The organism is Burkholderia sp. Bp9140, assembly GCF_003853425.1.
Classification (GTDB): domain Bacteria; phylum Pseudomonadota; class Gammaproteobacteria; order Burkholderiales; family Burkholderiaceae; genus Burkholderia.
The window spans coordinates 147,069-171,618 of the sequence record NZ_QTPQ01000012.1; the positions used below are offsets into that span (position 1 = coordinate 147,069).

General features: G+C 68.8%; 21 protein-coding genes and 2 pseudogenes. 11 read left to right on the forward strand and 12 right to left on the reverse strand.

Going from position 1 to position 24,550, the window contains the following annotated elements:
- Nucleotides 1-69 precede the first annotated feature (69 nt).
- On the reverse strand, nucleotides 70-1,215 hold the full coding sequence (locus DIE21_RS12655; RefSeq protein WP_124498030.1) for a glycerophosphodiester phosphodiesterase: 1,146 nt from the start codon (nucleotides 1,213-1,215) through the stop codon (nucleotides 70-72).
- Nucleotides 1,216-1,585: 370 nt separating this feature from the next.
- On the opposite strand from DIE21_RS12655, the gene DIE21_RS12660 reads away from it, so the two are divergent.
- Together DIE21_RS12660 and DIE21_RS12670 are read left to right on the forward strand one after the other, a co-directional pair.
- Entirely contained in the window at nucleotides 1,586-2,650 is a 1,065-nt protein-coding gene (locus DIE21_RS12660) for a phytoene/squalene synthase family protein (RefSeq protein ID WP_124498031.1), read from the forward strand.
- 489 nt (nucleotides 2,651-3,139) lie between these two features.
- Entirely contained in the window at nucleotides 3,140-4,354 is a 1,215-nt protein-coding gene (locus tag DIE21_RS12670; protein WP_124498033.1) for a porin, read from the forward strand.
- Nucleotides 4,355-4,510: 156 nt separating this feature from the next.
- Here the strand turns inward: DIE21_RS12670 and DIE21_RS12675 are convergent, their stop codons facing one another.
- From DIE21_RS12675 to DIE21_RS12710, 8 genes are all read right to left on the reverse strand, one after another.
- The gene (locus DIE21_RS12675) at nucleotides 4,511-6,004 is read right to left on the reverse strand and encodes an efflux transporter outer membrane subunit (protein ID WP_124498034.1); all 1,494 of its coding nucleotides are present in this window, start codon (nucleotides 6,002-6,004) and stop codon (nucleotides 4,511-4,513) included.
- Nucleotides 6,005-6,014: 10 nt separating this feature from the next.
- Nucleotides 6,015-7,169, reverse strand: coding sequence for an ABC transporter permease (locus DIE21_RS12680; protein ID WP_124498035.1), 1,155 nt, complete (start codon nucleotides 7,167-7,169; stop codon nucleotides 6,015-6,017).
- Nucleotides 7,166-8,137 carry an ABC transporter ATP-binding protein gene (locus tag DIE21_RS12685; protein ID WP_124498036.1) on the reverse strand — a complete coding sequence of 324 codons (972 nt, stop codon included), beginning with the start codon at nucleotides 8,135-8,137 and terminating at the stop codon, nucleotides 7,166-7,168. The genes DIE21_RS12680 and DIE21_RS12685 overlap by 4 nt, the downstream gene beginning before the upstream one ends.
- Entirely contained in the window at nucleotides 8,134-9,099 is a 966-nt protein-coding gene (locus DIE21_RS12690) for an HlyD family secretion protein (RefSeq protein WP_124498037.1), read from the reverse strand. The genes DIE21_RS12685 and DIE21_RS12690 overlap by 4 nt, the downstream gene beginning before the upstream one ends.
- Complete coding sequence (locus DIE21_RS12695; protein ID WP_124498059.1) at nucleotides 9,096-9,794, reverse strand: TetR/AcrR family transcriptional regulator; 699 nt, start codon at nucleotides 9,792-9,794, stop codon at nucleotides 9,096-9,098. The genes DIE21_RS12690 and DIE21_RS12695 overlap by 4 nt, the downstream gene beginning before the upstream one ends.
- Nucleotides 9,795-10,089: 295 nt before the next feature.
- Nucleotides 10,090-10,518 carry a cupin domain-containing protein gene (locus tag DIE21_RS12700; RefSeq protein ID WP_185642765.1) on the reverse strand — a complete coding sequence of 143 codons (429 nt, stop codon included), beginning with the start codon at nucleotides 10,516-10,518 and terminating at the stop codon, nucleotides 10,090-10,092.
- A 10-nt stretch (nucleotides 10,519-10,528) separates the two neighbouring features.
- Nucleotides 10,529-10,966: a carboxymuconolactone decarboxylase family protein gene (locus DIE21_RS12705; protein WP_124498038.1), complete on the reverse strand. Its 438-nt coding sequence runs from the start codon at nucleotides 10,964-10,966 to the stop codon at nucleotides 10,529-10,531.
- 95 nt (nucleotides 10,967-11,061) lie between these two features.
- Complete coding sequence (locus DIE21_RS12710; RefSeq protein ID WP_124498039.1) at nucleotides 11,062-12,546, reverse strand: PLP-dependent aminotransferase family protein; 1,485 nt, start codon at nucleotides 12,544-12,546, stop codon at nucleotides 11,062-11,064.
- 292 nt (nucleotides 12,547-12,838) lie between these two features.
- Between DIE21_RS12710 and DIE21_RS12715 the strand changes: the two genes are divergently transcribed.
- Nucleotides 12,839-13,756, forward strand: coding sequence for a LysR family transcriptional regulator (locus tag DIE21_RS12715; RefSeq protein ID WP_124498040.1), 918 nt, complete (start codon nucleotides 12,839-12,841; stop codon nucleotides 13,754-13,756).
- Between the two features lie 145 nt (nucleotides 13,757-13,901).
- Nucleotides 13,902-14,651: an SDR family oxidoreductase gene (locus DIE21_RS12720; RefSeq protein WP_124498041.1), complete on the forward strand. Its 750-nt coding sequence runs from the start codon at nucleotides 13,902-13,904 to the stop codon at nucleotides 14,649-14,651.
- 71 nt (nucleotides 14,652-14,722) lie between these two features.
- Here DIE21_RS12720 and DIE21_RS12725 read toward each other — a convergent pair whose 3' ends face one another.
- Together DIE21_RS12725 and DIE21_RS12730 are read right to left on the reverse strand one after the other, a co-directional pair.
- Nucleotides 14,723-16,375, reverse strand: a complete 1,653-nt coding sequence (locus DIE21_RS12725) for a glycoside hydrolase family 32 protein (protein WP_124498042.1) — start codon at nucleotides 16,373-16,375, stop codon at nucleotides 14,723-14,725.
- Nucleotides 16,376-16,529: 154 nt separating this feature from the next.
- Complete coding sequence (locus DIE21_RS12730) at nucleotides 16,530-18,107, reverse strand: glycoside hydrolase family 68 protein (RefSeq protein WP_124498043.1); 1,578 nt, start codon at nucleotides 18,105-18,107, stop codon at nucleotides 16,530-16,532.
- Between the two features lie 187 nt (nucleotides 18,108-18,294).
- Here DIE21_RS12730 and DIE21_RS12735 point away from each other — a divergent pair, with 187 nt between their 5' ends.
- The 5 genes from DIE21_RS12735 to DIE21_RS12755 all read left to right on the forward strand — a co-directional run bounded on the left by DIE21_RS12735 (nucleotide 18,295) and on the right by DIE21_RS12755 (nucleotide 23,495).
- Nucleotides 18,295-19,308 carry a substrate-binding domain-containing protein gene (locus DIE21_RS12735; protein WP_124498044.1) on the forward strand — a complete coding sequence of 338 codons (1,014 nt, stop codon included), beginning with the start codon at nucleotides 18,295-18,297 and terminating at the stop codon, nucleotides 19,306-19,308.
- A gap of 416 nt (nucleotides 19,309-19,724) precedes the next feature.
- On the forward strand, nucleotides 19,725-20,411 hold the full coding sequence (locus DIE21_RS12740) for a type 1 glutamine amidotransferase domain-containing protein (RefSeq protein WP_124498045.1): 687 nt from the start codon (nucleotides 19,725-19,727) through the stop codon (nucleotides 20,409-20,411).
- A 144-nt stretch (nucleotides 20,412-20,555) separates the two neighbouring features.
- Entirely contained in the window at nucleotides 20,556-21,665 is a 1,110-nt protein-coding gene (locus DIE21_RS12745; protein ID WP_124498046.1) for an NADH:flavin oxidoreductase/NADH oxidase, read from the forward strand.
- A gap of 161 nt (nucleotides 21,666-21,826) precedes the next feature.
- Nucleotides 21,827-22,897 (forward strand): AI-2E family transporter, encoded by a 1,071-nt coding sequence (locus DIE21_RS12750; RefSeq protein ID WP_124498047.1) that lies wholly within the window; start codon nucleotides 21,827-21,829, stop codon nucleotides 22,895-22,897.
- A gap of 223 nt (nucleotides 22,898-23,120) precedes the next feature.
- Nucleotides 23,121-23,495, forward strand: coding sequence for a hypothetical protein (locus DIE21_RS12755; RefSeq protein ID WP_124498048.1), 375 nt, complete (start codon nucleotides 23,121-23,123; stop codon nucleotides 23,493-23,495).
- A 54-nt stretch (nucleotides 23,496-23,549) separates the two neighbouring features.
- On the opposite strand, the pseudogene DIE21_RS12760 reads toward DIE21_RS12755, so the two are convergent.
- Nucleotides 23,550-23,744: pseudogene (locus tag DIE21_RS12760) on the reverse strand (SDR family oxidoreductase); the annotation flags it as partial.
- A 199-nt stretch (nucleotides 23,745-23,943) separates the two neighbouring features.
- Here DIE21_RS12760 and DIE21_RS12765 point away from each other — a divergent pair.
- Both DIE21_RS12765 and DIE21_RS12770 read left to right on the forward strand, forming a co-directional pair.
- Nucleotides 23,944-24,150, forward strand: coding sequence for a DUF2345 domain-containing protein (locus tag DIE21_RS12765; protein WP_260426704.1), 207 nt, complete (start codon nucleotides 23,944-23,946; stop codon nucleotides 24,148-24,150).
- Nucleotides 24,151-24,155: 5 nt separating this feature from the next.
- Nucleotides 24,156-24,550, forward strand: a pseudogene (locus DIE21_RS12770) (M23 family metallopeptidase); the annotation flags it as partial.

Below are 24,550 nucleotides of genomic sequence, written 5' to 3' on the forward strand. Positions count from 1 at the left end.
CCGGCGCGCGGCACGGCGTGCGCCGCGCCCGGTTGTCGCGCGTTCAGCGGCTCGTCGGGTTCGGCGGGTTCAGCGCTTGAACGTGTCGACGGCCGTGCGGCCGACGGCCGGATCGTCGGTGAAGAAGCCGTCGATGCCCGCGCGCAGGTACGCCTGGATCTCGCGCACCGAGCCCGCGGTGTTGCGCGTGGCCGGCGTGCCGCCGTCCTTCAGCGATGCGGGCAGGAAGTTGTTCTCCGGGCGGAACGTGTACGGATGCACGACGAGGCCGGCCTCGTGCGCGTAGCGCACGTATGGCGTCGGCTGCTGCAGCGTGCCGTCCGCGGCGACCGCGATGATCGACGTCTTGTACGGGCCGACGCCGTTCGCATAGGACGCGATCTCGCGCATTCCGTCGCGCGTCGACAGGTCGCCATAGGTGCGCTTGTCGTTCGCCTTCACGAAGTCGTACGGACGCTGGCCGGCATCGTCCATCAACTGGACGAGCTTCCAGTTCGGCTGGCTCGACTTGATCCGGTTGCGGATCGTCTTCAGGTTCGCGACCTCGAACGACTGGATGTAGACGGTCGCCGTGCGCGCCGTGTACGGATCCTTCAGCAGCGCGTCGACGAGACGGTCCTCGAGCGGCAGGTTGATCGACTGGAAGTAGGTCGGGTGCTTGGTTTCCGGATACAGGTGGATCGTGCGGCCGGTCTGCGCGGACATCTGTTTCGCGAGCGCGACGATCTCGTCGAAGGTGGGGATCTCGAACTGGTCGTTGTACGCGGTATTCGCCGGGCGGATCTGCGGAATGCGCTCGCGGGCGCGCAGCGTCTTCAGTTCGGCGAGCGTGAAGTCCTCGGTGAACCAGCCGGTCAGCTGCGCGCCGTCGATCGTCTTGGTTGCCTTGCGGCTCGCGAACTGCGGCAGCGTCGACACGTTCGTCGTGCCCGAGATCTCGTTTTCGTGGCGTGCGACGAGCACGCCGTCCTGGGTCGAGACGAGGTCGGGCTCGATCACGTCCGCGCCGTCCTCGATCGCCTTGCGGTACGACGCGAGCGTGTGCTCGGGGCGCAGCGCGCTCGCGCCGCGATGGCCGACCACCTGGACCTTCGCGGAGAGCGGGCGCGTGGGATCGGCAGCCGATACATCGTCGCCGCCGCAGGCGGCAAGCAGGAGGGCGGCGGCACAGGCGAACGGGATGCAGCGCAGGGCGGTCGGGCGCGTGAAGAGCATGTCGGTGAACCTTCGAAACGGAAGTCGGTGAAAGGGCGGTCGATCCGGCGGCACGGCCTGGCGTGCCGGGCTGCGCGGGATCGAACGGGACGCGATCGTCGCTCCGGATAATTACATATGTATTACTTTCGTCTTTCTTTTCTGTTGTGGCGTGAGACGTGCGGGGCGGCCGGAAAGCGCAACCGCGCGCGCGGCGCGATCCGCCGTCGCCGGGAGCGGGCGCGCCGGATGCACTAAACTTGCGGGACTTTTGCATCGCCGCACCGGGCCGACGTCCTCCCGCGCACGACGATGCGGCGACTCGCGAGCCGGCGCGGGCGTCCGGCGCCGGTGTGCGTCCGGGGCCCGCGCCGGCCTATTTTTCCGACCCATGACGACTCGTACCGATCCCGCCTACCTGCTCGGCGACCTGCTGAAGAACGTTTCCCGCTCCTTCTACCTGACGCTGCGCGTGCTGCCAGACGGCATGCGCGACCCGGTCGGCCTGGCCTACCTGCTCGCGCGCGCAGCCGACACGATCGCCGACACCGCGCTCGTCGCGCCCGATCGCCGCGCGGCGCTGCTGACCGACCTGCGCGACGAGGTCGAGCGGCTCGGCGACGGCGCGGCGCTGTCGCGCGCGCTCGAGGACGTGATGCGGATGCAGGCGGATTCGCACGAGCACGTGCTGCTCGGCTCGATGCAGCCGATGCTCGCGTTGCTGCGCGCGCAGCCGGACGCGGACCGTGCATCGATCCGCAAGGTCGTCGCGACGCTGACGTCGGGGATGGAGTTCGACCTGCGCACGTTCCCCGACGAGCAGTCGGGGCAGGTCACGTCGCTGCCGGACCGCGACATGCTCGATCGCTACACGTACCTGGTCGCCGGCTGCGTCGGCGAATTCTGGACCGACATGACCGGCGCGCACACGCGGGCCGCGCGCGGCTGGAACTTGCCGGACATGCGCGAGAAGGGCATTCGTTTCGGCAAGGCGCTGCAGATGACGAACATCCTGCGCGACTGCGCGAAGGACCTGCGGATCGGCCGCTGCTACCTGCCCGACGACGTGCTGGCCGCGCACCGGCTCGGCGTCGCCGACCTGATGTCGCCCGACGCGTCGGCGCGCGCGCGCGGCGTGCTGGTCGACCTGCTGCGCGTGACGCTCGATCAATATCGCGACGCGTGCCGGTACACGCTGGCGATTCCGCGCCGCTTCGTGCGTCTGCGGCTCGCGTGCCTGTGGCCGATCATGATCGGCCTCGAAACGCTCGAACTGCTGGCCGGCCACGATGCGTGGCTCGATCCGGCGAGGCCGGCGAAAGTGCCGCGCAAGCGGATCTACCGGATCATGGCGTCGTCGCTCGCGCTCGTCGGCTCGAACGCGGCGATCCGTGCGCGCATGAACGCGCTCGTCGACGCGGTGAACGCGCGGATCGCGCAGCCGTCCGCGCGCTGAATCGCGCTGAACGATGCCGGCGCGACAGGCGCAGGCATCGCCCCTCGGCCCGCGTTCGCCGGGCCGCTCCCGTCCGGTCTCCCGCACACGGACTGAAACGTTTTCACGATTTCGTGTCCCGAAACGTGGGTGTCATGAATGTCAGCGATCCTGCGCGGCGGCGTGACTCGTGGCGCCAGCCGCGGTCGCGCATTTGTAGGAGGGTTGTTGCCGAAGGCGTCTGACGACATTGGACGGTCGCGATGCACCAGTAAAAATGTAAAGCTAGGGTTTTCACCGGGAAATGCCGGAAAGGCCCGCCATGCAAGCGTTTTCAGGTGTTATGTAACCGTTTGGTGAACCCGTGCGTTGCGTCGATCATACGATGACCGACCGAGCATATTGGGAAACGATGGGTAATCCGTCAGAATCGCACCGGCATGTACTCGCACATGTGTCAGTCATAAAACCACACCAGAAAAGAAATCATTCTTTGAGGACGGAGAATCAATGAAAAAGCGCGTCGCTTTCGCCATGACGGCAGTGGGTCTCGCAGCCGCTACCGCCGCACACGCCCAGAGCAGCGTGACCCTGTACGGTATCGTCGATAACGCTATCGCCTACCAGAACAACTCGTCGGCAGTCGGCGCGACCACGGGCGGTCACTCGAAGGTGCAGATGGCCACCGGCATTTGGGCGGGCAGCCGCTTCGGCCTGAAGGGCAGCGAAGACCTCGGTGGCGGCACGAAGGCGATCTTCCAGCTGGAAGCCGGCTTCAACGCGAACAACGGCTCGTCGCAATGGACGAACGGCATCTTCACGCGTCAGGCGTGGGTCGGCCTGTCCAACCAGGCGTACGGTACGCTGACGGCTGGCCGCCAGTACACCGCGTACTACACGCTGCTGTCGCCGTACAGCCCGACGACCTGGCTGACCGGCTACTACGGCGCGCACCCGGGCGATATCGACTCGCTGGATACCAGCTACCGCGCGAACAACTCGCTCGTCTACATGTCGCCGAAGTTCTACGGCTTCACGGTCGGCGGTTCGTACTCGTTCGGCGGCGTCGCAGGCAGCGTGAACCGCGGCTCGACGTGGAGCGCGGCGATCCAGTACCTGAACGGCCCGGCAGGCATCGCGGTCGGCTTCCAGCGCATCAACAACGCGACGCTCGGCGGCGGTGTGTGGGGTGCGAACTCGACCGCGCAGAACGGTCTGGACTCGAGCGGCAACGGCGCGGAGCAGGCCGTTTCGTCGATCAACAACGGCTACAAGACGGCACAGGCGCAACAGCGCGTCGCGGTGACGGCCGGTTACCAGTTCTCGCCGTCGTGGGACATTTCGGCGTCGTACTCGAACGTTCAGTACATCCCGGGCGTGGGCTCGTCGTTCCGCAACACGGCGATCTTCAACACGGCAGGCGCCGTGCTGCACTGGAAGGCAGCGCCGCAGTGGGACTTCGCGGCAGGCTACGCGTACACGCGTGCGACCGAGTCGAACGGCATCTCGAGCTCGGCCAAGTACCACCAGGTCACGCTGTCGCAGTACTACAGCCTGTCGAAGCGCACGGGCCTGTACGCGGTTGAGGCTTACCAGCACGCGACCGGCAACACGCTCAACGGCTCCTCGATCATCGCAGCTACGACGTCGATCGGCGACGGCGTGGGCGCGGGTTCGAAGCAGAACCAGATCGGCGTCGGCGTCGGCCTGATCCACCGCTTCTGATGTCGCGCGGCGCGCGAGCGCCGCTCACGGCATGCGGTATGAAGAAACCGGCCTTCGGGCCGGTTTTTTTTCGCGGGTGCGCGCCGCACGTATCGCGGGTCGTGCCGTGAGCGCTCAAGCAGCCTCCGACGACGCGTGTCCAGGCCATCCTGCCGGTCACCGGGTCGAATCGTCCGCCCAGGTCCCCGCCAGCGCCTGGAACAGTGCCGCCGTATCGGCCAGCCGGTCGGCCTGCGCGCGCGCGCGCTCGAGCGCGGTCTGCAGTGCCTGCCGCTGCGCGTCGAGCAGCGCGAACGTGCTGATCCCGCCTGCCGCATAGCGGTCGCCGGCAATCGCATTGCTTGCCGCTGCCGCTCGCGCGGCGGCGTCTCTCGCCTGCAGTTCGGCGGCATCGTGCTCGACCGCGCGCAGCGCGTCGGCGACCTGCTGGAGCGCCAGCAGCACGGTTTCCCGATAGCTCGCGAACGCGGCGTCGTACGCCGCTTCGGCCGCGCGCTTCCTCGCGCGCAGCTCGCCGCCATGAAAGAGCGGCTGCGTCAGGCCGAGACCGACGTTCCACACATTGAGCCCGCTGACGATATCCGCGATGCGCGTGCGTTCCGACCCGATTCCCGCCGAGATCGAAAACCGCGGATACAGGTTCGCGGTCGCCACGCCGACGTTCGCGCTCGCCTGGTGCAGCACGGCCTCCGCCGCGCGGATGTCGGGCCGTTCGCGCGCAAGCGTCGACGGCAGCGCGACCGGCAGCGTGCGCGGCAGCGCGAGTGCGTCGAGCGTGAGGTCGGGCAGCGCGGCGCCGGACGGCGGCGCGCCCAGCAGGATCGCGAGCCGGTGGCCGGCCTGCGCGTAGCGAGCCGCCAGCGGGGGCAGGGATGCCTGGGTCTGCGCGAGCAGCGCGCGCTGCGCATGCACGTCGGCCCGCGACACGCCGCCCGCCTCGAAGCGCGCTTCGACGATATGCAGCTGCCGCGTCTGCGCATCGACGAGCTGCCGTGTGAGCGCGACCTGTTGCGCAAGCGACGCGCGCAGGATCGCGGTCGCGACGATGTTGCCCGCGAGCGTCAGGCGCGCGGCGTCGAGCGTGTAGGCCTGATAGTCGACCTGGGCGCGCAGCGCTTCGAGCGCGCGCCGGTTGCCGCCGAACACGTCGAGTGCGTACGACACGCTCACCGACGCGTCGTACAGCGTGAACGGCCCGGGATTCGGCACGTTGGCGGGCAGCCCGAACGCGGCGATGTCGACCTGCTCGCGCGTGGCGGACAGGTTCGCGTCGACGCGCGGCAGCATCGTCGCGCCGGCTTGCGCCGCATGGTTCTGGCGCGCTTCGTCGAGCCGCGCGCGGGCCTCGGCGAGCGTCGGGCTGTTCTGCCAGGCGGTATCGACGAGCCGGTTCAGCGGTTCCGAGCCGAACTGCGTCCACCAGCGTTGCAGCGTGTGCGCTGACGGCGCGAACGTCTGCGCGGCGCCGGCCGGACCACCGGCGGCTGCCGTCGTCGTCGGTGCCGCATCGCGCGTGTAGCGCTGCGTGGCCGGCGCGTCCGGCGCGCGGAAATCCGGCCCGAGCGCGCATCCGGCGACGAGCAGCGCAGCGGCGGCCAGCGCACGGCCGCGGAGGACAGCGTGGGATGCGCGACGCAACGCGGGTTTCATCGCCGGGCCCCTAGTCGAGCGTGCGCCGGTAGAAGCGCAGCGCGACGCCCATCACGACGAGCGTGAACAGCGCGACGGGCCACACGGACGGCCACAGGTCGGCCCAGCCGTTGCCTTTCAGCAGGATGCCGCGCACGAGGCGGTTGAAGTAGGTGAGCGGCAGCAGGTCGCCGATGATCTGCGCCCACTTCGGCATCCCGGCGAACGGAAACATGAAGCCCGACAGCAGGATGTTCGGCAGGAAGTAGAACACCGCGAGCTGCATCGCCTGCAACTGGTTCTGCGCAAGCGACGACAGCGTGATGCCGACCGTCAGGTTCGCGGCGATGAAGAGCAGCGCGGACAGGTAGATCGCGAACACGCTGCCGACGAACGGCACCGCGAACACGTAGCGCGCGGCGGCGAGAATGATCGACACCTGGATCAGCCCGATGAACACGTACGGGACGATCTTGCCGGTCATCACCTCCAGCGGCCGCACCGGCGTCGCCAGCAGGTTCTCCATCGTGCCGCGCTCGCGTTCGCGGGTGATCGCGAGGCCCGTCATCATCACCATCGTCATCGTCAGGATCACGCCCATCAGGCCCGGCACGACGTTGTACTGCGTGATGCCTTCGGGGTTGTACAGGCGGTGCAGCACGACGTCGAACGCGGCCGGGCGGCCGTTCAGGTGCGCGAGCGCGCCCATCAGGTCCTTGTCGGCGACGGGCTTCACGAGCCCCGGCAGCGCGCCGATCGCCGACGCGGTCGCGACGGGATCGGTCGCGTCCGCCTCGACGAGCAGCGACGGACGCTCGCCGCGCAGCAGCCGCCTCGAGAAATCGGCCGGCACGCTCAGCACGAACTGCACGTCGCCGCGTGCGAGCGCATGGCGGCCGGCCGCCTCGTCGGGCAGCGTCGCGACGATGTCGAAGTACGCGGAATTGCGCATCGCGGCGATGAAGCTGCGCGCGAACGGGCTCGGGTCGGCGACGATCACCGCGGTCGGCAGGTGCTTCGGATCGGTGTTGATCGCGAAGCCGAACAGCGCGAGCTGGATGATCGGCACGCCGACGATCATCGCGAACGTCACGCGGTCGCGGCGCAGCTGCAGGAATTCCTTCAGCACGATGCTCCACCAGCGCGCGACCGAGAACGACTCGCGCAGGCTCGTCCACGCGCTCATGTCGCCGCTCCGCCGGGCGGCCGGGACGCGCGGCCCATCATGTAGATGAAGACGTCTTCGAGCCCGGTGTCGATCGGCGCGACCTGCAGCGGTGCGTGACCGTCCGTCTGCGCATCGGCTTGCGCCGCGACCTGCGCGAGCGTCGCGTCGAGCAGCGCGCGATCGCGGCCGCTCACGTGCAGCGCGGAACCGAACACGACCGTCTGGTCGACGCCCGGCATCGTGCGCAAGCGCGCGGACAGTTCGGTCAGGTGCCCGCCGGTGACCGTGCGCGTCGACAGGTGCTGCGACGCGACGATCTCCGCCGACGTGCCCTGCGCGAGCAGCTCGCCGGACGCGATGTACGCGAGTTTGTGGCAGCGCTCGGCTTCGTCCATGTAGTGCGTGCTGACGAGTACCGAGATGCCTTGCGCGGCCAGCCGGTGCAGTTCTTCCCAGAAGTCGCGGCGCGCGGCCGGATCGACGCCGGCCGTCGGTTCGTCGAGCAGCAGCAGCTCCGGCTCGTGCAGCATGCACGCGGCGAGCGCGAGGCGCTGCTTCCAGCCGCCGGACAGCGCGCCGGTGAGCTGGTCGGCACGGCTCGCGAGGCCGAGCCCGTCGAGCGCGCGCGCGACGGCCGCGCGGCGATCGGGCATCCCGTACACGCGCGCGACGAAGTCGAGGTTCTCGCGGATCGACAGGTCTTCCCAGTACGAGAAGCGCTGCGTCATGTAGCCGACGCGCCGCTTGATCTGCGCGCTGTCGCGCACGATGTCGTAGCCGAGGCAGGTGCCGCTGCCCGAGTCGGGCGTGAGCAGGCCGCACATCATGCGGATCGATGTGGTCTTGCCGCTGCCGTTCGGCCCGAGAAAGCCGAAGATCTCGCCGCGCGCGACGCGCAGCGAGACGTCCTTCACGACGTGCTTGTCGCCGAAGCGCTTGTTCAGGCGGTCGACGTCGATCGCGTACGGAGCGGGCGGCGCGTTCATCGCATCCTCACGGCGACGGGCTGGCCCGGATGCAGCTTCGGCGCGTCGGCGAGCGCCGGGCGCGCCTCGACCATGAACACGAGCTTGGTCCGGCTTTCGTTGCTGTAGATCACGGGCGGCGTGTACTCGGCCTCGCGCGACACGTAGGTGATGCGCGCCGGCACGTCGGCCGCGCAGCCGTCGCAGTGGATGGCGACCGCCCGCCCCGGGGCGAGCGACGCAATGGCGGCCTCCGGCACGAAGAAGCGCACCTTCAGGTTCTGCGGCGGCAGCATCTGCACGACCGGATTGCCGGCCTGCACCCATTCGCCGACGCGGTACAGCGTGTCGTACACGCGCCCGGCGGCGGGCGCGGCGATGCGCTTCTGGTCGAGCTTCCATTGCGCCTCGGCCACTGCCGCCTGCGCGGCATCGACCTGCGCGGCCTGGGCGGCCACCTGCTGCGCGCGGCCCGGCAGGCGCGCGACGTCGACCTGGTTCTGCAACTCGCGTACCTGCGCGGCGGTGGTCTGCGCGGACGTGCGCGAATCGTCGAGCTGCTGTTTCGACAGGCCGCCGGCCGCGTACTGGCGTTCGTCGCGCGCGCGTTGCGCGGCGGCCCGCGCGGCCTGTGCGGTGGCCTGCGCGAGCTGGGCCCGCGTGACCGCGACTTCCGGCGGGCGCTTGCCGGTCTGCAGGTCGGCAAGCTGCGCGCGTGCGGCCGCGAGTTGATGTTGCGCCTGTTGCAGCGCAGCCGTTTCGTTGATGGCTTCGAGCGAGAACGCCGGCGTACCGGCCGCGACGGCCTGGCCGCGCTCGACCGACAGTTGCGTCAGCGTGCCCGCCTGCGACGACGACAGGTACACGAATTCGCCTTCGACATAGCCCTGGTAGGTCGGGACCTCGTCCGCGGGCCGTCCGCAACCGGCGAGCAGCGCGACGGCGGTGGCCAGCACGAGCGGCAGCGGGCGGGCCGCGTTCACGACGGCCTCCGTCGCGGCCGCGCGCGAGCATCCGGCGCGGCGGCGGGCGGTTGCAGGCCGGAGCCGAGCAGCGCGCGGACGTGGCGATGCAGCACGTCGCGATCGATCGGCGGCAGGCCGCGCGCGCTTTGCCACAGCTTCGCGGTCGCGAGCGGCAGCATCACGAGCGCGATGATCGAATGGAACAGGAACGCGGGCTCGAGCGCGGGATTCAGCGTGCCGGCCTGCTGCGCGGCGCGGATGCGCTCGGCGAAGCGCCCGACATGCTCGAGCGGCATCCGCCGGAGCATCCGCTCGCGCAGCAGGCCGCCTTCATGGACGATCTCGCGCAGCCAGATCGACGGCAGCCAGGGCATCCGATGCGTGACGTCGAAGAAGCGGTCGACGAGTTCGGCGACGAGCGCGAACGGATCGTTTTCGACCTGCGGGGCGGTCGGCCGCCACACGAACGCGATGACCTGCGCGAGCCGCTCCTCGACGATCGCGTCGAGCAGCTGCTCGCGATTCGTGAAGTAGTAGTGGACCATCGCCGACGTGACGCCGGCGGCCGCGGCGATCTGTGCGACCGTCGTCGCTGCGATGCCGCGCTCGGCGAACAGCTGGATCGCAACGTCGAGCATGTGATCGCGCAGGTCGAAGTCGTCCACCGACGGGCGGCGCCCGCGCGGCCTGGCGACGGTGGATTTCGCGTTCATGCGGATGACGCTAATTGATGAGTTAGTTAATTTCAAGGAAGGGTTTTCGCCCGCGTTGATCGCGATCAAGCGTGCGCCGAATGGTGGTGCGGACGAGCGCGCGGCGGCGCGGTGAAGGGCCGTGTGCCGGCGGCGGAATGTAGGGAGCGGCTAATGAGGAAGCGGCGGGGAAACGGTGGAGAAAACGGCGGAGCGGAGGCGCCCGAAACCGGCGAGGAAGCCGCGTGGCACGGGCCGGGAAACCGGGCCGTGCCGCCCGGGCGCGTGCCCGGCACGGCACGCCCCCTGAACGTCGTCACTGATCGATCGGCGATTTCAGCGGATCGTGCTCGCCCGTCAGCCCGAACACGACGAGCTGCGCGGGTTCGGTCGCGCTCGCATTGCGCGACACCGGATGGCGCGAACCGGGCGCCTCATACCAGCCTTCGCCGGCGCGGTAGCGGCGCACCGGGCCGCCGTTCACCTGCGACAGCACGGCGCCTTTCGACACGACCGCGAACACCGAACCGAGGTGCTGGTGCGCCTCGGACGCCTGGCCGGGCGCATAGTCGACGGTCGCGACGACGACGAGCTTGCCGGGCGCTTCGGGCACGGCCTGCCGCATGATCGCGTGCACGTTGTCGCCGGCATCGTGTGCGTGGACGGCGGCCGGCAGTGCGGCGCCGAGCGCGAGCGCCATGCACCGAAGAAGCGCGCGGCGGCGCCTGGAGCGGGAATGCATCATCGCCGCCTCCTTACTCGGGCATCTTGCGGAACGCGATCGCGAAGCGGTTCCACGTGTTGATCGTCGCGATCAGCATCGACAGCTCGAACAGTTCCGTGTCGCTGAAGTGCGGCTTCACGGCTTCCCAGACGGAATCGGGCACGTGGTCGTCGGCGACCAGCGTCAGCGCTTCGGTCCATTCGAGCGCCGCGCGTTCGCGGTCGGTGAAGAACGGCGTTTCGCGCCAGACGACCACCGTCGCCAGGCGTCGATCGGTCTCGCCGCCCTTGCGCGCGTCGGTGGTGTGCATGTCGACGCAGAACGCACAGCCGTTGATCTGCGACGCGCGCAGCCGGACGAGTTCGGCGAGCGGCTTCTCGATCGAGCTCTTCGCGATGAATTCCTCGGCGTTGCGCATCACCTTGATCGCGTTCGGGCTGGCGGTATAGAAGTTCAGGCGCGGTTGCATGGCGGGTCCTTGTTTCGGTTGGTGCGCACGGTGGCGCGACAGGACCCACTTTAAGCGTGCCACTGGCCTGCTTGAATGGCCAATTCAGGGAAAAATCAGGTAACCAGCTGCGCGCTGCCGAAACTGCCCGAATCCAGCAGCGCGGCCAGTTTTGCGAGCGCGGTGTCGATGCGCAGCGCGTCGATCCCGCCATAGCCGAACAGTAGCCCCGCGCGCGCCGCCGAGCCGACGTGGAACGCCGAGATTCCGTACAGGCCGATGTCGTGCTGACGGGCGGCGCGGACCAGCGCGGCTTCGTCGAGCCCCGGTTTCAGGTGCGCGGCGAGGTGGATGCCGGCGGTCGGCACGATCGGTTCGAACCACGGCGCGAGTCCGCCGCGCAGATGGGCGAGCAGCATCGTGCGGCGCGCGTCGTAGTGCTTCCGCACGCGCCGCAGGTGCCGCGCGAAATCGCCTTCGAGCATGAAGCGCGCGAGCGCCGCCTGCGTCAGCGTGCAGGTGTGCCAGTCGACGATCTGCTTTGCCTTGGCGAGCGCGCCGCGCAGCGCGCGCGGCGGAATCGCGTAGCCGATCCGCAGTTCCGGAAAGATCGTCTTCGAGAACGTGCCGACGTACGCGACGAGGCCCGTGCGGTCGAGGCTCTTCAGCGACTCCACCGGCCGGCCCTCGAAGCGGAACTCGCCGTCGTAGTCGTCCTCGATGATCACCGCGCGGCGGCGCTGCGCCCATTCGAGCAGCGCGACGCGCCGGTCCAGCGTCATCGGCATCCCGAGCGGGAACTGGTGCGACGGCGTCACGTAGACGAGCCGTGCATCGTCGGGCAGCCGCTCGGTGACGAGGCCGTGTGCATCGACCGGCACGCCGGTCACCGTCGCCCCGAGCGATGCGAATGCCGCGCGGGCCGGCGGATAGCCGGGATTCTCGACCGCGACGACGTCGCCCGGCCGGACGACTACGCGCGCGATCAGGTCGAGTGCCTGTTGCGCGCCTTGCGTGACGAGCACGTCGTCCCAGCCGCACGCGACCGCGCGGCTGAACGCGACGTAGCGCGCGATCGCGCCGCGCAACTGCGGATCGCCGGCCGGGTCGTGGTACTGGCCGGGGCCGCGCGCCTGCTGGCGCAATGCGTGATGCAGGCAGCGGCGCCACGCATCGAACGGAAACAGCGTCTTGTCGGTCACGCCGCCGCGGAAGTCGAAGGCGGGCGCGTCCTGCGGCGCGGGCATCGCGAGCGCGTCCGGCAGGTCGTCCCACAGGGCGCGTGCATCGACCGCGTGGATGCGCGGCGTGTCCTCGACGAGCGACGGTGTCGACGCGACGGGCGCATGCGGAACCCGCGCGAGGCCGTCGGCGACGAACGTGCCGTCGCCTGCGCGCGTGTTCAGGTAGCCCTCGGCGACGAGACGCTCGAAGGCATCAAGCGTCGTCTTGCGCGACACGCCGAGCTGCTTCGCGAGATCGCGCGTCGACGGCAGCCGGGCGCCGCCCTCGAGCCGCCCGTCGATGATCGCGGTGCGCAATTGCCGGAAGATTTGCCCGGTCAGGTCGTGACGGCCTTCGATGCGGATCGCGATGTCCATCGCAGTGGTTACCTCGGGTGCCGGAATCTGATGCCGATCAGCATACCGGAAGTGCGTTGCCTGAATGGCCTTCGGGAACACGCGAGCGGCTTCGTGCGGCTCGGGACGGCGCGTGCCGTGGCGGCAACGATGAGCACCGCCCGCAAGCCCCGTCCGGATCCGTGAGATCGTGCTTCATGATGAATACCGGCGGGCCCGGCCTCCACCACACCCCGCGCACGGCGTCATTCGATTGGACCACCGCCCGCCGCTGCCTTACGATCCACCACAATCCCCGACCGGAGTGCTCCTCATGCTGTCCGAAGACGAACTCGCGCTGCTCGATGCGATCCGCACCACCGGCAGCCTGTCGCGGGCGGCCGCGCGGCTCGGCAAGGCGCCGTCGACGGTGTCGCACGCCGCGCGGCAGCTCGAAACGCGCTTCGACGCGCTGCTGTTCGACCGCCGCGGCTACCGGCTGCAGCTCACGCCGGCCGGCCAGTTGCTGACCGACGAGGCGGCGCGCCTCGCGCTGGACGTCGCGCGGCTCACGCAGCGCGTGCGGCAGGTCGCGAGCGGCTGGGAGGACCGGCTGTGGATCGTCAGCGACGAGGTGCTGGAGTTCGACACGCTGTTGCCGGTCGTTCGCGCGTTCGATACGCTCGATTCGGGCGTGTCGCTGCGCTTCACGCACGAAGTGCTCGGCGGCACCTGGGAAGCGCTGCGCGACGGTCGCGCGGATCTGGTCGTCGGCGCGACCAACGAGCCGCCGGCGATTCCGGGCTTCAAGTGGTTCGAGCTCGGCGCGATGGAATGGGTGTTCGCGGTGTCGCCGCGCCACGCGCTTGCGTCGGCGGGCGAGCGGCTGACCCGGGACGCGATCGGCGCGCACCGCGCGGTCGTCGTCGCCGATTCGTCGCGGCGGGCCGTCGGCCGCGCGTATGGATTGCTCGGCGGCCAGGCGGTGCTCGCGGTGCCGTCGATGCGCGCGAAGATCCTCGCGCAGCGCGACGGGCTCGGCGTCGGCTGGGTGCCGCGCCGGCGGGTCGCGTCGTTGCTCGCGCGCGGCGAGCTCGTGGAGAAGGAAACGGCCGACCCGCGCGAACCGAACGTGCTGTATGTCGCCTGGCGCGGCGAGCGCGACGGCCGCGCGCTGCAATGGTGGCTGGAGCAACTGCGCGAACCGCGGCTCGCGCAGCGCCTGCTCGACGGGATCGACGTGTCGGGCTGAGGGGCAGGCGGGCACGCGACGGACCGGCCGCCGGCAAACACGTTCGAAGATTTCGAACATGTCTGCCGCGCCGGCCGTACGGCAACGCCGGGCGCCGCGCGCATCCTGTGTTCACGGTCAACTCACCGGTTCACAGGAGAACATCATGCAACGCTTCGAAGGAAAGACGGTACTCGTCACGGGCGGCAACAGCGGCATCGGCCTGGCGGCCGCACGGGCATTCGCGGCCGAAGGCGCGCGGGTCATCATCACCGGCCGCGACGAGCAGACGCTCGCCGCCGCGCGCGAGACGCTCGGCGACGGCGCGCTCGCGATCCGCAACGAGGCCGGCAGCGTCGCGTCGGCGCGGGCGCTGGCGGACGCGATCGAAGCGTCCGGCGCGCGGCTCGACGCCGTGTTCATCAATGCGGGCGTCGCGAAACTCGCGCCGTTCGCGGATAGCGACGAGGCGATGTGGGACCTCGTGTTCAACACCAACGTGAAGGGCGCGTACTTCCAGATCCAGGCGCTCGTCCCGCTGCTGAACCGCGGTGCGTCGATCGTGATCAACGGTTCGATCAACGCGCACATCGGGATGCCGGGTTCGTCCGTGTATGCGGCGAGCAAGGCGGCCGTCAATTCGTTCGCGAAGACGCTGTCGACGGAACTGCTGGCGCACGGCGTGCGGGTGAACGTGGTGAGCCCCGGGCCGGTCCAGACGCCGCTGTACGGCAAGCTCGGCCTCGATGCCGCGACGCTCGACGAGACGGCCGACAAGATCAAGGGCCTCGTCCCGATCGGCCGGTTCGGCACGCCGGACGAAATCGCGTCGACGGTGCTGCACCTGAGCGCGCCCGAGTCCGCGTTCATCGTCGGCGCGGAAATCATCGCATCGGGTGGAATGGGCTTGCTCTGAGCGCGAACCCGGCGGGGCGGCACCACATGACGCGATGTCGGGTGGCGCGGCCCCGCCGTCGGATCACATGGCTAGCGCGATGCACAGGCGTCACGGGTCTCGTCGGCCCGATCGCGCGCGTGGAGCCGGGTCACCGTCAGCCCCGAGAACGTCGCGCTTCCCTGCTCGGCGAACACGGCGACGCGGTCCGCATCGAGCGGCGGAAAGATCAGGTCCGTGAGCGCGACGCGACCGCCGTTCGCGAACACTTCGACCGAGCCGCGATCGACGACGATCTCGAGCTGCAAGCGTCCGTGCTCGAGCGGCAGATCGACGATGTGCTCGCGGCTGAACGTGCCGGCGAAATCCGTCGTGCCGGATCGGGAGCGGTCGAGCGTCAGCGTGCGCCGCGCGGTGTCGTACACGATCCGGGTGCCGATCGCGCCGTCCGCCGAGCCGCGGACGATCAAGCCCGCGCGGGCCGCGCCCCGCGGCGTGATCGTCACCGTGATGCGCTGCACGACCCCGCGCGTCGCGGCCGACAGCGCGCGCGTGGCGGATTCGACGTTCAGGTCGCCTTCATGCACGGCGGGCCGTGTGTCGGCCCACGCATCGAACGCAGCGGCCGGCGTCGCGACGAGCGTCGGTTCGCCGCCGATCGTCTTCAGCGCAAGTTCGCGCGGCAACGCCGTCGCGCCGCGCCAGGGTGCCGTCGGCACTTTCGCCGCATAGTCCCAGTTGCTCATCCATGCAATCGCGACAGGGCGCGCGCCCGGCGCGCCGGAGAACGTCCCGGCCGCATAGAAGTCGGCGCCATGATCGACCCAGCGGAATTGCGCGGGATCGGAACCGGCCGGCGCGACGCGATCGGGCACGAACGTGCGGCCATCGAAGTCGCCGACGAAATACATCGCGCCGGAACCGCCGGCGATCGACCACGGGTTGACGTTGACGATCATCACCCACTTGATGTGCCGGGGATCGTCGTCGACGGGCAGCGGCACGAGGTCGGGCATTTCCCACAGCACGCCCGCATGGGGCACGGCCGGCAGCGTGAAGTCGCTCAGGAACGACCAGTGGATCAGGTCGTCGGAACGGTAGAGCTTCACGACCTGCGCGTCGGCGACGACGGTCGTCATCAGCCAGTAGCGTCCCGGCGCATACCACGACACCTTCGGGTCGCGGAACTGCTTCGATTCCGGATCGAGCGTGAGCACCGGATTGTGCGCGTAGGGCTGCCACGTCGCGCCGTGGTCGAGGCTGTACGCGAGCGACTGCGCCTGCGTGCCGGGTGCGTGACCGGAACCGGCCTTGTAGACGCTCGTATAAAGCGCGACGAGCGGCGTTGCGCCCGGCGCGCCGAGGCCGGACGTGTTGTGCGTGTCGGCGACGATCGAGCCGGAGAAGATTTCCTCCGTGGCATTCGCGCGCATCGCGACGGGCTGCTCGCGCCAGTGGACGAGGTCGGTGCTGGCCGCATGGCCCCACGACATGTTGCCCCAGTCGTGGCCGAGCGGGTTGTACTGGTAGAACAGGTGATAGCGGCCGTTTTCGTAAACGAGGCCGTTCGGGTCGTTCATCCAGTTGCGTTGCGGCGTGTAATGGATGGCGGGGCGCCATTGCGGCGTCGCGCTCGCGCTCGCGGGCGATGCGGCGCAAGCCGCGTGTGCGGTCTGCATGCCGGCCGCACCGGCGAGCAGCATCCCGGCGAGCCGGAAGGAAAAGCGGAAAAACGTCGATCTCATGCGGGGTTCCGTGCTCCGCTGCGCGAAGCGGGAAAAATGGGCGCATGCCGCGAACAACGGCGGCATGCGCGGTCTGCGGAACAAAAGGGACAGGCGCACACGCGACACGCGCGATGCGCGCCTGCTGAACCGGCCGGCTACGCGGCCACGGCCGTTACGGCCGGGTGCCCGGGCCGTCGTTGTGACCGGCGCCCGTTGCCGGCAGGTTCGACGGGATGTCGCCGTAACCGCCGAGGCCGCCGCGCCCGTAGGTGCGGTCGACCGTGGTCGACGTGCCGTTGATGTTGACCTTCACCGTCGGCGCGAGCGTGCCGCCGCGGCGCGGGCCGATCGCATCGATGAACGACTCGACGAGCCCGCCCGGCATCACGAAGTGCGAATACGACTGGAACTCGCGCGGGTTCTGGTTCGGGTCCTGCGAATACGGCGCCCCGGCCGGTGCGGAGAAGTCGGTCGGGTTGCCGAGCACGAGGCCGCTGCCGCCGTTCAGCGGCAGGAAGTCGCTGCGGATGCCGTTGCCGACGAAGCCGTACACGCCGTCCGGGCCGTCGACACCGGCCGCCATCGTCGTGCGGTGGCTGATCGTGAACAGGTAGTACTTGCCGTCCTTCAGGTAGATCTGCGGGCGCTCGGTCTGGTCGTCGACGCAGTTCGCCGACAGGATCGGCGGCAGGAACTTCCATTCGGTGAGCTGCGGGTTCGTCGCGACCGCCAGGCCGACGTTGGCCTTTTGATACACTGCGCCCGAGTTCATCACGGCGTTGAGGTCTTCCTTGTACGGATCGTTCGGCGCGTAGCCGAGGTCGGCCTCGGTACAGGTCCGGGCGCCGCGCTGGCCGCCCGTGTTGCCTTCGAACACCATGTAGGTCTTGCCCGGATGCGCGGGATCGGTGAACACGAACGGATCGCGGAACGAGAAGTAGGTGTTCTGCTGGCCGCTCTGGTAGTAGTTGCCGTCCGGCTGCAGCAGCGCCTTGTGATTGTCGAAGCCGGTGAACCACACGTGCTTGTCGTCGGCCTGGATGTGGCCGTCGGCGCGCGTGATGATCGCCTGCGGCGCCGTGATGTCGGCCCCGCCCGGCGCCGAGCGGTTGAACGACGTCGCGGTGTAGTAGAGGCTGACGTTGTCGCCGTGCGTGAGGCGCGCCGAGCCCGACCATTCGGCGTTGTTGGTCATCGGCGACGTGCCGAACACCTTGGCGCTCGCGCCGTCCGGGAACAGATGGCCGCCCCAGGTCCAGCCGCCGTTCGCGGGCCGCTGCGACGCGGGAATGCCGGCGCGGCGATAGAAGAAGCCGATGCGCGCGTGGACGTGGCGGTCATCGAACGTGTAGCCCGCGTGCGGATCGGCGGTGAGCGAGAAGATCACTTCCCAGCCCTTGTAGCTGAGCTGGTTCGCGCGCAGGTCGGCCAGCGGCCAGGTGTCCCACACCCACACGTTCGAGTTGATCAGCGGGAAATCCTGCGGGATGTCGGGCATCGTCAGCGCTTGCGGCAGCGAATTCTTGTCGGCGCCGGCCGTGTGCGACTGCGCGACGATCTGACGGATGTCCGCGCGGGTCCAGCGCATCGTGAAGTTGCCTTCGGGGTCGTATGCCTGCTGCGTGTGAGGCGTCGGCGTGGGAGCGCCGGCGGTCTGCGCATGCGAAGCGGACGCGAAGGCGGCCAGTGCGGCGCCGGCGAACAGCAAACGTTTGGCCGCGGTCGAACGGCAAAAAGGAAAATAGGTCATCTCGGCGTTGTTTCCATTGACGGTGAAAAGGAACGGCTGAAGTGGTGTCGACATCCAAACCGGTTTGGATGCTATTTCAAACCGGTTTGGACGTCAAAAGATAAATATTTGACGGTAATAACTACCATTCGGAAATAATTGCCTCAAAACGGCATGGACCGATGGAAAACACAATGCGAGGAGCGACGTGAAGGTGAATCTGAAGGCGTTGTCGGACGCGCTCGGGCTGTCGCGCACGACGGTCAGCCGCGCGCTGAACGGCTATGACGACGTGAGCGAGGCGACCCGCGAGCGCGTGATGAAGGCCGCGCGCGAACTCGGCTATGTCGCGGATCCGACCGCGCGGCGGCTGGCGACGGGGCGCTCGGATGCGATCGGCATCGTGTATCCGTTCGGCGTGGGCGATCTCGGTGATCCGCGCTTCGGCGAAGTCGTCGCGGGCATCACCGAGCGGCTCGCCGAACGCAATCTCGACTTCATCATCGCGGCCGCGCGGCCGAACGCCGAGCTGGACACGTATCGACGGCTCGTCGACGGCAAGCTCGTCGACGGGCTGATCGTCGCGCGCACGCAGGTCGACGATCCGCGCCTCGCGTACCTGCGGTCGAGCGCGTTTCCATACGTCGCGTATGGCCGCACGCAGGCCGCCGAGCCTTACGCATGGTTCGATTTCGACAACGAGGCGGGCGCACGCGATGCCGTGCGGCGCCTGATCGGCTTCGGTCATCGCCGCATCGCGATGATCAGTGCGCCGCTGTCGCTCAATTTCGCGATGCAGCGTCGCGCCGGCTATCTCGCGGCGCTGCGCGAAGCCGGCATCGAACCCGATCCGGCGCTGCTGGTCGAGTGTCCGTTTACGTGCGACGGCGGACAGCAGGGCGCGCAGGCGCTGCTCGCGCGGGCCGAACGGCCGACGGCGCTGCTCGTCGACAACAATATCGCGGGCGGCGGCGCGTTCCGCGCGCTGGTCGACAGCGGCTTGCGCCTGGGGCGGGACATCTCGTTGATCGTCTATGACGGCGTGCCGTCGGACGTTGCGCATCCGTACCGGGTGACGGCAGTGGTGCAGCCGACCGGACACGCGACCGGACGTGCGCTGGCGGACTTGATGCTGGGGCTGCTCGCGGACGGCGCGCGCGGCCAGCGGCTCGAAATGCCGGTGATCGAGGCCGGCGATACGGACGGACCGCCGCACGGCTAGCCGATGCGGTGGCGCGAACGGAGCGCGAGCGGCGACGAACGTTGCGCGGCGCGCCGCCGCCGCAAAAGCCATGACGCCGACAGGGCCGAATGCGGCGTCACTAGACGACCGGTCTAATCCGGGGATATCATCCGGTCTCAATGAATGCGACGCCGCTCCTGACGCGCAACCCGGACGCGAAAATGCCATCTCGCGCCGCCATGCTGGTCGTGCAGGAGACGTCGTCTTTTTTTCGAGCGTCTTCTAGACGACTGGTCTAATAGGCGCGAGCAACATTTTCGATCCGTGGCCGGCACGTTGACGCGTGCCAGCGGACTAACCGGCAGGCGCGTCGTCGTCGCCGGCACGCGGCGTGCGTCACGCTGGCTGCCGCCCGCGACGCGGCCCGTTCCCCCATTTCGAAGGAGTGTCTGATCATGAAGATTCTGGTTGTCCTGACCTCGCACGACACGCTCGGCGACACCGGCAAGAAAACCGGCTTCTGGCTCGAGGAACTGGCCGCGCCGTACTACGCGTTCAAGGATGCGGGCGTCGAACTGACGCTCGCGTCGCCGAAGGGCGGCCAGCCGCCGCTCGACCCGAAAAGCAGCGATCCGGCCGCGCAAACCGACGCGACGCGCCGCTTCGACGCGGATCCGGCCGCCAAGGCCGAGCTCGCCGCCACGCGCAAGCTCGCCGACGTGTCGGTCGACGAGTACGACGCGGTGTTCTATCCGGGCGGACATGGCCCGCTGTGGGATCTCGCCGAGGATCTGCATTCGATCGGCCTGATCGAGCGCGCGCTGTCGGCCGGCAAGCCGGTCGCGGCCGTGTGCCACGCGCCGGGCGTGCTGCGCCACGTGAAGGAGCCGAACACCGGCGAGTCGGTCGTGCGCGGCAAGCGCGTGACGGGCTTCACCAACAGCGAGGAAGCGGCCGTCGAGCTGACGGAAGTGGTGCCGTTCCTCGTCGAGGACATGCTGAAGACCAACGGCGCGCAGTTCGAGCGCAGCGCCGACTGGGCGCCGCATGTCGTCACCGACGGGCTGCTGATCACGGGGCAGAACCCCGCGTCGTCGGAGCCCGCGGCCGCGGCGCTGCTCGCGAAGCTCGGCCGTCAGTAAGCCGCCCCGGCGCCGGCACGACCGGCGCCAGGCCGTTTCCGTCGTCGGGCGCGACCCGTCCGGCGCCGATCCGAATCGTTTCGCCGTGCACACCGCACGGCGGGTCATCCCGTCGTTTCGCAGAACCAAGCAAAGGAGTGGTGGATGTCTGCCCTGTTCGAACCGTTCAAACTCAAGGACGTCACGCTGCGCAACCGCATCGCGGTGCCGCCGATGTGCCAGTATGTCGCCGAAGACGGCGTCGTCAACGACTGGCATCACGTGCATCTGGCCGGCATCGCGCGCGGCGGCGCGGGCCTCGTGATCGCGGAGGCGACGGCCGTGTCGCCGGAAGGCCGCATCACGCCGGGCTGCGCCGGGCTGTGGACCGACGCGCAGGCCGAGGCGTTCGCGCCGTCGGTCGCGGCGATCAAGGCGGCCGGTTCCGTGCCGGGCATCCAGATCGCGCATGCGGGCCGCAAGGCGAGCGCGAACCGTCCGTGGGAAGGCGACGACCATATCGCCGACGGCGACCCGCGCGGCTGGCAGACCATCGCACCGTCGGCGGTACCGTTCGGCGCGCACCTGCCGAAGACGCCGCGCGCGATGACGCACGACGACATCGCCCGCGTGCAGGCCGACTTCGTCGCGTCGGCGAAGCGCGCCCGCGACCTCGGCTTCGAATGGCTCGAACTGCACTTCGCGCACGGCTATCTCGGCCAGAGCTTTTTCTCCGTGCATTCGAACCAGCGCGACGACGAGTACGGCGGTTCGGCGGAAAACCGCGGCCGGTTCCTTGTCGATACGCTGAAGGCCGTCCGTCAGGTCTGGCCGGAGCACCTGCCGCTGACCGCGCGCCTCGGCGTGCTCGAATACGACGGCCGCGATGAAGAAACGCTGGCCGAATCGATCGCGCTCACACAGCGGATGAAGCAGGAAGGCCTCGACATGCTGAGCGTGTCGGTCGGCTTTTCGACGCCTGAAGCGCGGATTCCGTGGGGCCCGGCGTTGCTCGCGCCGATCGCGGAACGCGTGCGCCGCGAGGCTGGCCTGCCGGTGTCGTCCGCGTGGGGGATCGATACGCCGCAACTGGCCGAGCGCGTCGTCGCCGAACAGCAGCTCGACCTCGTGATGGTCGGCCGCGCGCATCTGGCCGATCCGCACTGGCCGTACTACGCGGCCAAGCAGCTCGGTGTCGAGCGTCCGTCGTGGACGCTGCCCGCGCCGTACGCGCACTGGCTCGAACGCTACCGCGTCGCCGACAAGGTGGCCTGAGCCACGCGTTGCACCGCACGGCGGTGCCGCGTTCGCGGCATGGATTTGACGATGCTTGGCAGTGCGTGCGCATGCCGTTGCGGCGCCGATGGATAGAATGGCGGTTCGTACAGGTTTCCGGCCTGCACGAACCGCCATTTTTTCATTTCGACCGAGGTGCCATGCGCGCACATGTCTCGCCCTCCCAGGATTCCGCCGTGCGGCCGCGCGCGCAGCAGATCGCCCGCGCCGTGCTGTATGCGGCGCTGCTGGTGCTCGCGCTGTGGGTGATCCGCGATTTCCTTCCCGCCGTCGCGTGGGCATGCGTGATTGCGATCGCGTTGTGGCCGTTGCTGAAACGCTTCGAATCCCGTCGCTGGTTTCGCGACCGGCCGACCCTGATCGCGACCGCGATCACCGCGAGCGTGTCGCTGCTGGTCGTGCTGCCGGTCGCGATCGCGCTGGGGCAGGCGATCGCGCAGGCGCACGACCTGCGCATCTGGCTGCAATCGATCCAGGACAACGGCATTCCGCTGCCGGACGTCGTCAGCCGGTTGCCGTACGGTGCCGCGCAGGTCACCGAGTGGTGGCAGGCCAATCTCGGTCATCCGCTGCACGCGGGCACCGCGATGCATGGCGCGAGCGGCGAGAAGTTCATCGCGTTCGGCCGGCAGTTCGGCACGAAGCTCGCGCATGCGCTGTTCGAGTTCGGCTTCATGCTGGTCACGCTGTTCGTGATCATGCGGGCCGGCCACAAGTTGTCGGGCGCGTTGCTGCAGGGCGCAGGGCGCGCGTTCGGCCGCGGCGGCGCGGATCTGATCGAACGGATGGTCGCGGCCGTGTACGGCACGGTGACGGGGCTGGTCGTCGTCGGGTTGGGCGAGGGCGCCTTGCTCGGCGTCGCGTACGCGCTCGCGGGCGTCCCGCATGCGGCGCTGCTCGGTCTCGTCACGGCCGTCGCCGCGATGCTGCCGTTCTGCGCGCCGATCGTGTTCTGCGGCGCGGCGCTGTGGCTGTTCGTGCAGGGCGCGACCGCGTGGGCCGTCGTGGTGCTGGTGCTCGGCTTCGTGGTCGTGTTCGTCGCCGAGCATTTCGTGCGGCCGGTGTTGATCGGCAGCTCGACCCGCCTGCCGTTCCTGCTCGTGCTGTTCGGTATCCTCGGCGGCGCGGAGACGTTCGGCCTGATCGGGTTGTTCGTCGGCCCGGCGCTGATGACCGTGCTGACGATGCTGTGGACCGAATGGGTCGCTTGACGGCCATGCGCGTTTCGCCGATTCGGAACATCGGCGCGGCGCCATTGACGCGTGTGCGGGCCCGCACGGGGCTGCAACGGTTCGCGACGATCGGGCGGGTGGCGGATTGCGTAGAGCAGGGCGTCGGACACAAGTCTCTACATTTCTTTTCGATCCGGACCCAAAGGTCTAGTAGCATGGGGCTTTCGATCACGCCGGCATGGCGCAGCAGATTTCACCAAGCATGCGATTGATTCCGATGTCCCGCCCCGCCGTGACGCTGTCCCTGGCCGCCAGCTGCCTGATGCTGCATGGCTGCGCGTGGTTCGACTCGTGGCTGCCGTTCTCGTATTCGCGCACGCCGCTGGCGAGGGCCGCGTCGCGGCACGGCGCGACGCGCGCCGACGTCGTCCGTGCCGGCGGCAACCCGCGCAGCGTGTGGATGGTCCGCAACGGCAGCGGCGTCTGCTACAACTACTTCATCGAGCACGGCAACGATCACCGTACTTTCTTCGTCGTGTTCGACAACGCCGGTGCCGTCACGCAACACGGCTTCGATACCTGCATGGACGCCGACCGCAAGGGCACGCTCCAGCCGGGCAAGAGCGCGTCCCGATAGCGCGGCGGCGGGCCGCCGCGGCTGCCGTGCCCGTCGTCCGGGCCATCCGCGCCGTCAAGCGATCGTGTCGAGCACGCCGCCGTCGGCGCGCAGCGCCGCGCCCGTCGTCGCCGAAGCCTGCGGCGAGCATACGTACACCACCAGATTCGCGATTTCCTTCCGCTGCGCCGGCCGCCGGATGATCGACGTCGCGTGCACGCTGCGCATGAAATCCATCGACGCGTCTACAGACTTCGCGTTTGATCCCGCGTGCCGCGGCCACCGCTTTGCGGTGGCCGCGATCATTCTGAAACCTTCTATAACAATTGCCCATATACGTATGACCGGCTGCTCGCGGACGGCATGGGAGCGTCGCGTCATATCGGCGTCCGGCCCATAGGCGTTTCTCTGCCGGTGTGTTTCACTCGCGAACATCCGACGGCACGGTTTTCCCGATATGGATGTGCTCGTGAACGCCAAAACTAGTGCGGTGGTGACCAGCGGCGGCGCATCGATGACCATCGAGAACGGCAATGTCGTCTTCAACTGTCGGGGTGAATTCCGTATCCGGGCGGCTTCGTTCACGTTCGAAGGGCCCGGCAAGACGTCCATCAGCCTGCCGCAACTGCCGGTGAGCGACTACCAGCCCAGCGCCAAATACAGCCACACACAGTAACGATCATGATCATCAGCCCCCCGTTTCTGCCCGAAGCCGGTCTTGCGGCCCCGACCGGGATGAACCCCGATCCGATGATGGATGCGGTAGACAAGTTCGAATGCGACCACGGCGTCTATCCGATTGCCTTCGATCGCCGCTGGCATTGCGGCGTGCATCTTCAGCCCGATACGAAGGGCAAGGTGCACGCGATTGCCGACGGCGAGGTCGTCGCCTATCGCGTCTGTCAGCATGGGATTGACGGCGGCGTGAGCCATACGGGATTTGTGTTGCTCAAGCATACGACCGAGACTGGAGAAGGCCGCACGCTGACGTTTTATTCACTCTACATGCATCTGCTGCCGCTGGCGGAGTATCTGCAGCACAGTGCGAACGCCAAGGATATGCCTGAGTTCCTGCG

What these genes read in the sequence shown, in the direction of transcription:
- DIE21_RS12655 (WP_124498030.1), bottom strand. Translation starts at nt 1,215, where the DNA reads ATGCTCTTCACGCGCCCGACCGCCCTGCGCTGCATCCCGTTCGCCTGT.
- DIE21_RS12660 (WP_124498031.1), top strand. Translation starts at nt 1,586, where the DNA reads ATGACGACTCGTACCGATCCCGCCTACCTGCTCGGCGACCTGCTGAAG.
- DIE21_RS12670 (WP_124498033.1), top strand. Translation starts at nt 3,140, where the DNA reads ATGAAAAAGCGCGTCGCTTTCGCCATGACGGCAGTGGGTCTCGCAGCC.
- DIE21_RS12675 (WP_124498034.1), bottom strand. Translation starts at nt 6,004, where the DNA reads ATGAAACCCGCGTTGCGTCGCGCATCCCACGCTGTCCTCCGCGGCCGT.
- DIE21_RS12680 (WP_124498035.1), bottom strand. Translation starts at nt 7,169, where the DNA reads ATGAGCGCGTGGACGAGCCTGCGCGAGTCGTTCTCGGTCGCGCGCTGG.
- DIE21_RS12685 (WP_124498036.1), bottom strand. Translation starts at nt 8,137, where the DNA reads ATGAACGCGCCGCCCGCTCCGTACGCGATCGACGTCGACCGCCTGAAC.
- DIE21_RS12695 (WP_124498059.1), bottom strand. Translation starts at nt 9,794, where the DNA reads ATGAACGCGAAATCCACCGTCGCCAGGCCGCGCGGGCGCCGCCCGTCG.
- DIE21_RS12700 (WP_185642765.1), bottom strand. Translation starts at nt 10,518, where the DNA reads ATGATGCATTCCCGCTCCAGGCGCCGCCGCGCGCTTCTTCGGTGCATG.
- DIE21_RS12705 (WP_124498038.1), bottom strand. Translation starts at nt 10,966, where the DNA reads ATGCAACCGCGCCTGAACTTCTATACCGCCAGCCCGAACGCGATCAAG.
- DIE21_RS12710 (WP_124498039.1), bottom strand. Translation starts at nt 12,546, where the DNA reads ATGGACATCGCGATCCGCATCGAAGGCCGTCACGACCTGACCGGGCAA.
- DIE21_RS12715 (WP_124498040.1), top strand. Translation starts at nt 12,839, where the DNA reads ATGCTGTCCGAAGACGAACTCGCGCTGCTCGATGCGATCCGCACCACC.
- DIE21_RS12720 (WP_124498041.1), top strand. Translation starts at nt 13,902, where the DNA reads ATGCAACGCTTCGAAGGAAAGACGGTACTCGTCACGGGCGGCAACAGC.
- DIE21_RS12725 (WP_124498042.1), bottom strand. Translation starts at nt 16,375, where the DNA reads ATGAGATCGACGTTTTTCCGCTTTTCCTTCCGGCTCGCCGGGATGCTG.
- DIE21_RS12730 (WP_124498043.1), bottom strand. Translation starts at nt 18,107, where the DNA reads ATGACCTATTTTCCTTTTTGCCGTTCGACCGCGGCCAAACGTTTGCTG.
- DIE21_RS12740 (WP_124498045.1), top strand. Translation starts at nt 19,725, where the DNA reads ATGAAGATTCTGGTTGTCCTGACCTCGCACGACACGCTCGGCGACACC.
- DIE21_RS12745 (WP_124498046.1), top strand. Translation starts at nt 20,556, where the DNA reads ATGTCTGCCCTGTTCGAACCGTTCAAACTCAAGGACGTCACGCTGCGC.
- DIE21_RS12750 (WP_124498047.1), top strand. Translation starts at nt 21,827, where the DNA reads ATGCGCGCACATGTCTCGCCCTCCCAGGATTCCGCCGTGCGGCCGCGC.
- DIE21_RS12755 (WP_124498048.1), top strand. Translation starts at nt 23,121, where the DNA reads ATGCGATTGATTCCGATGTCCCGCCCCGCCGTGACGCTGTCCCTGGCC.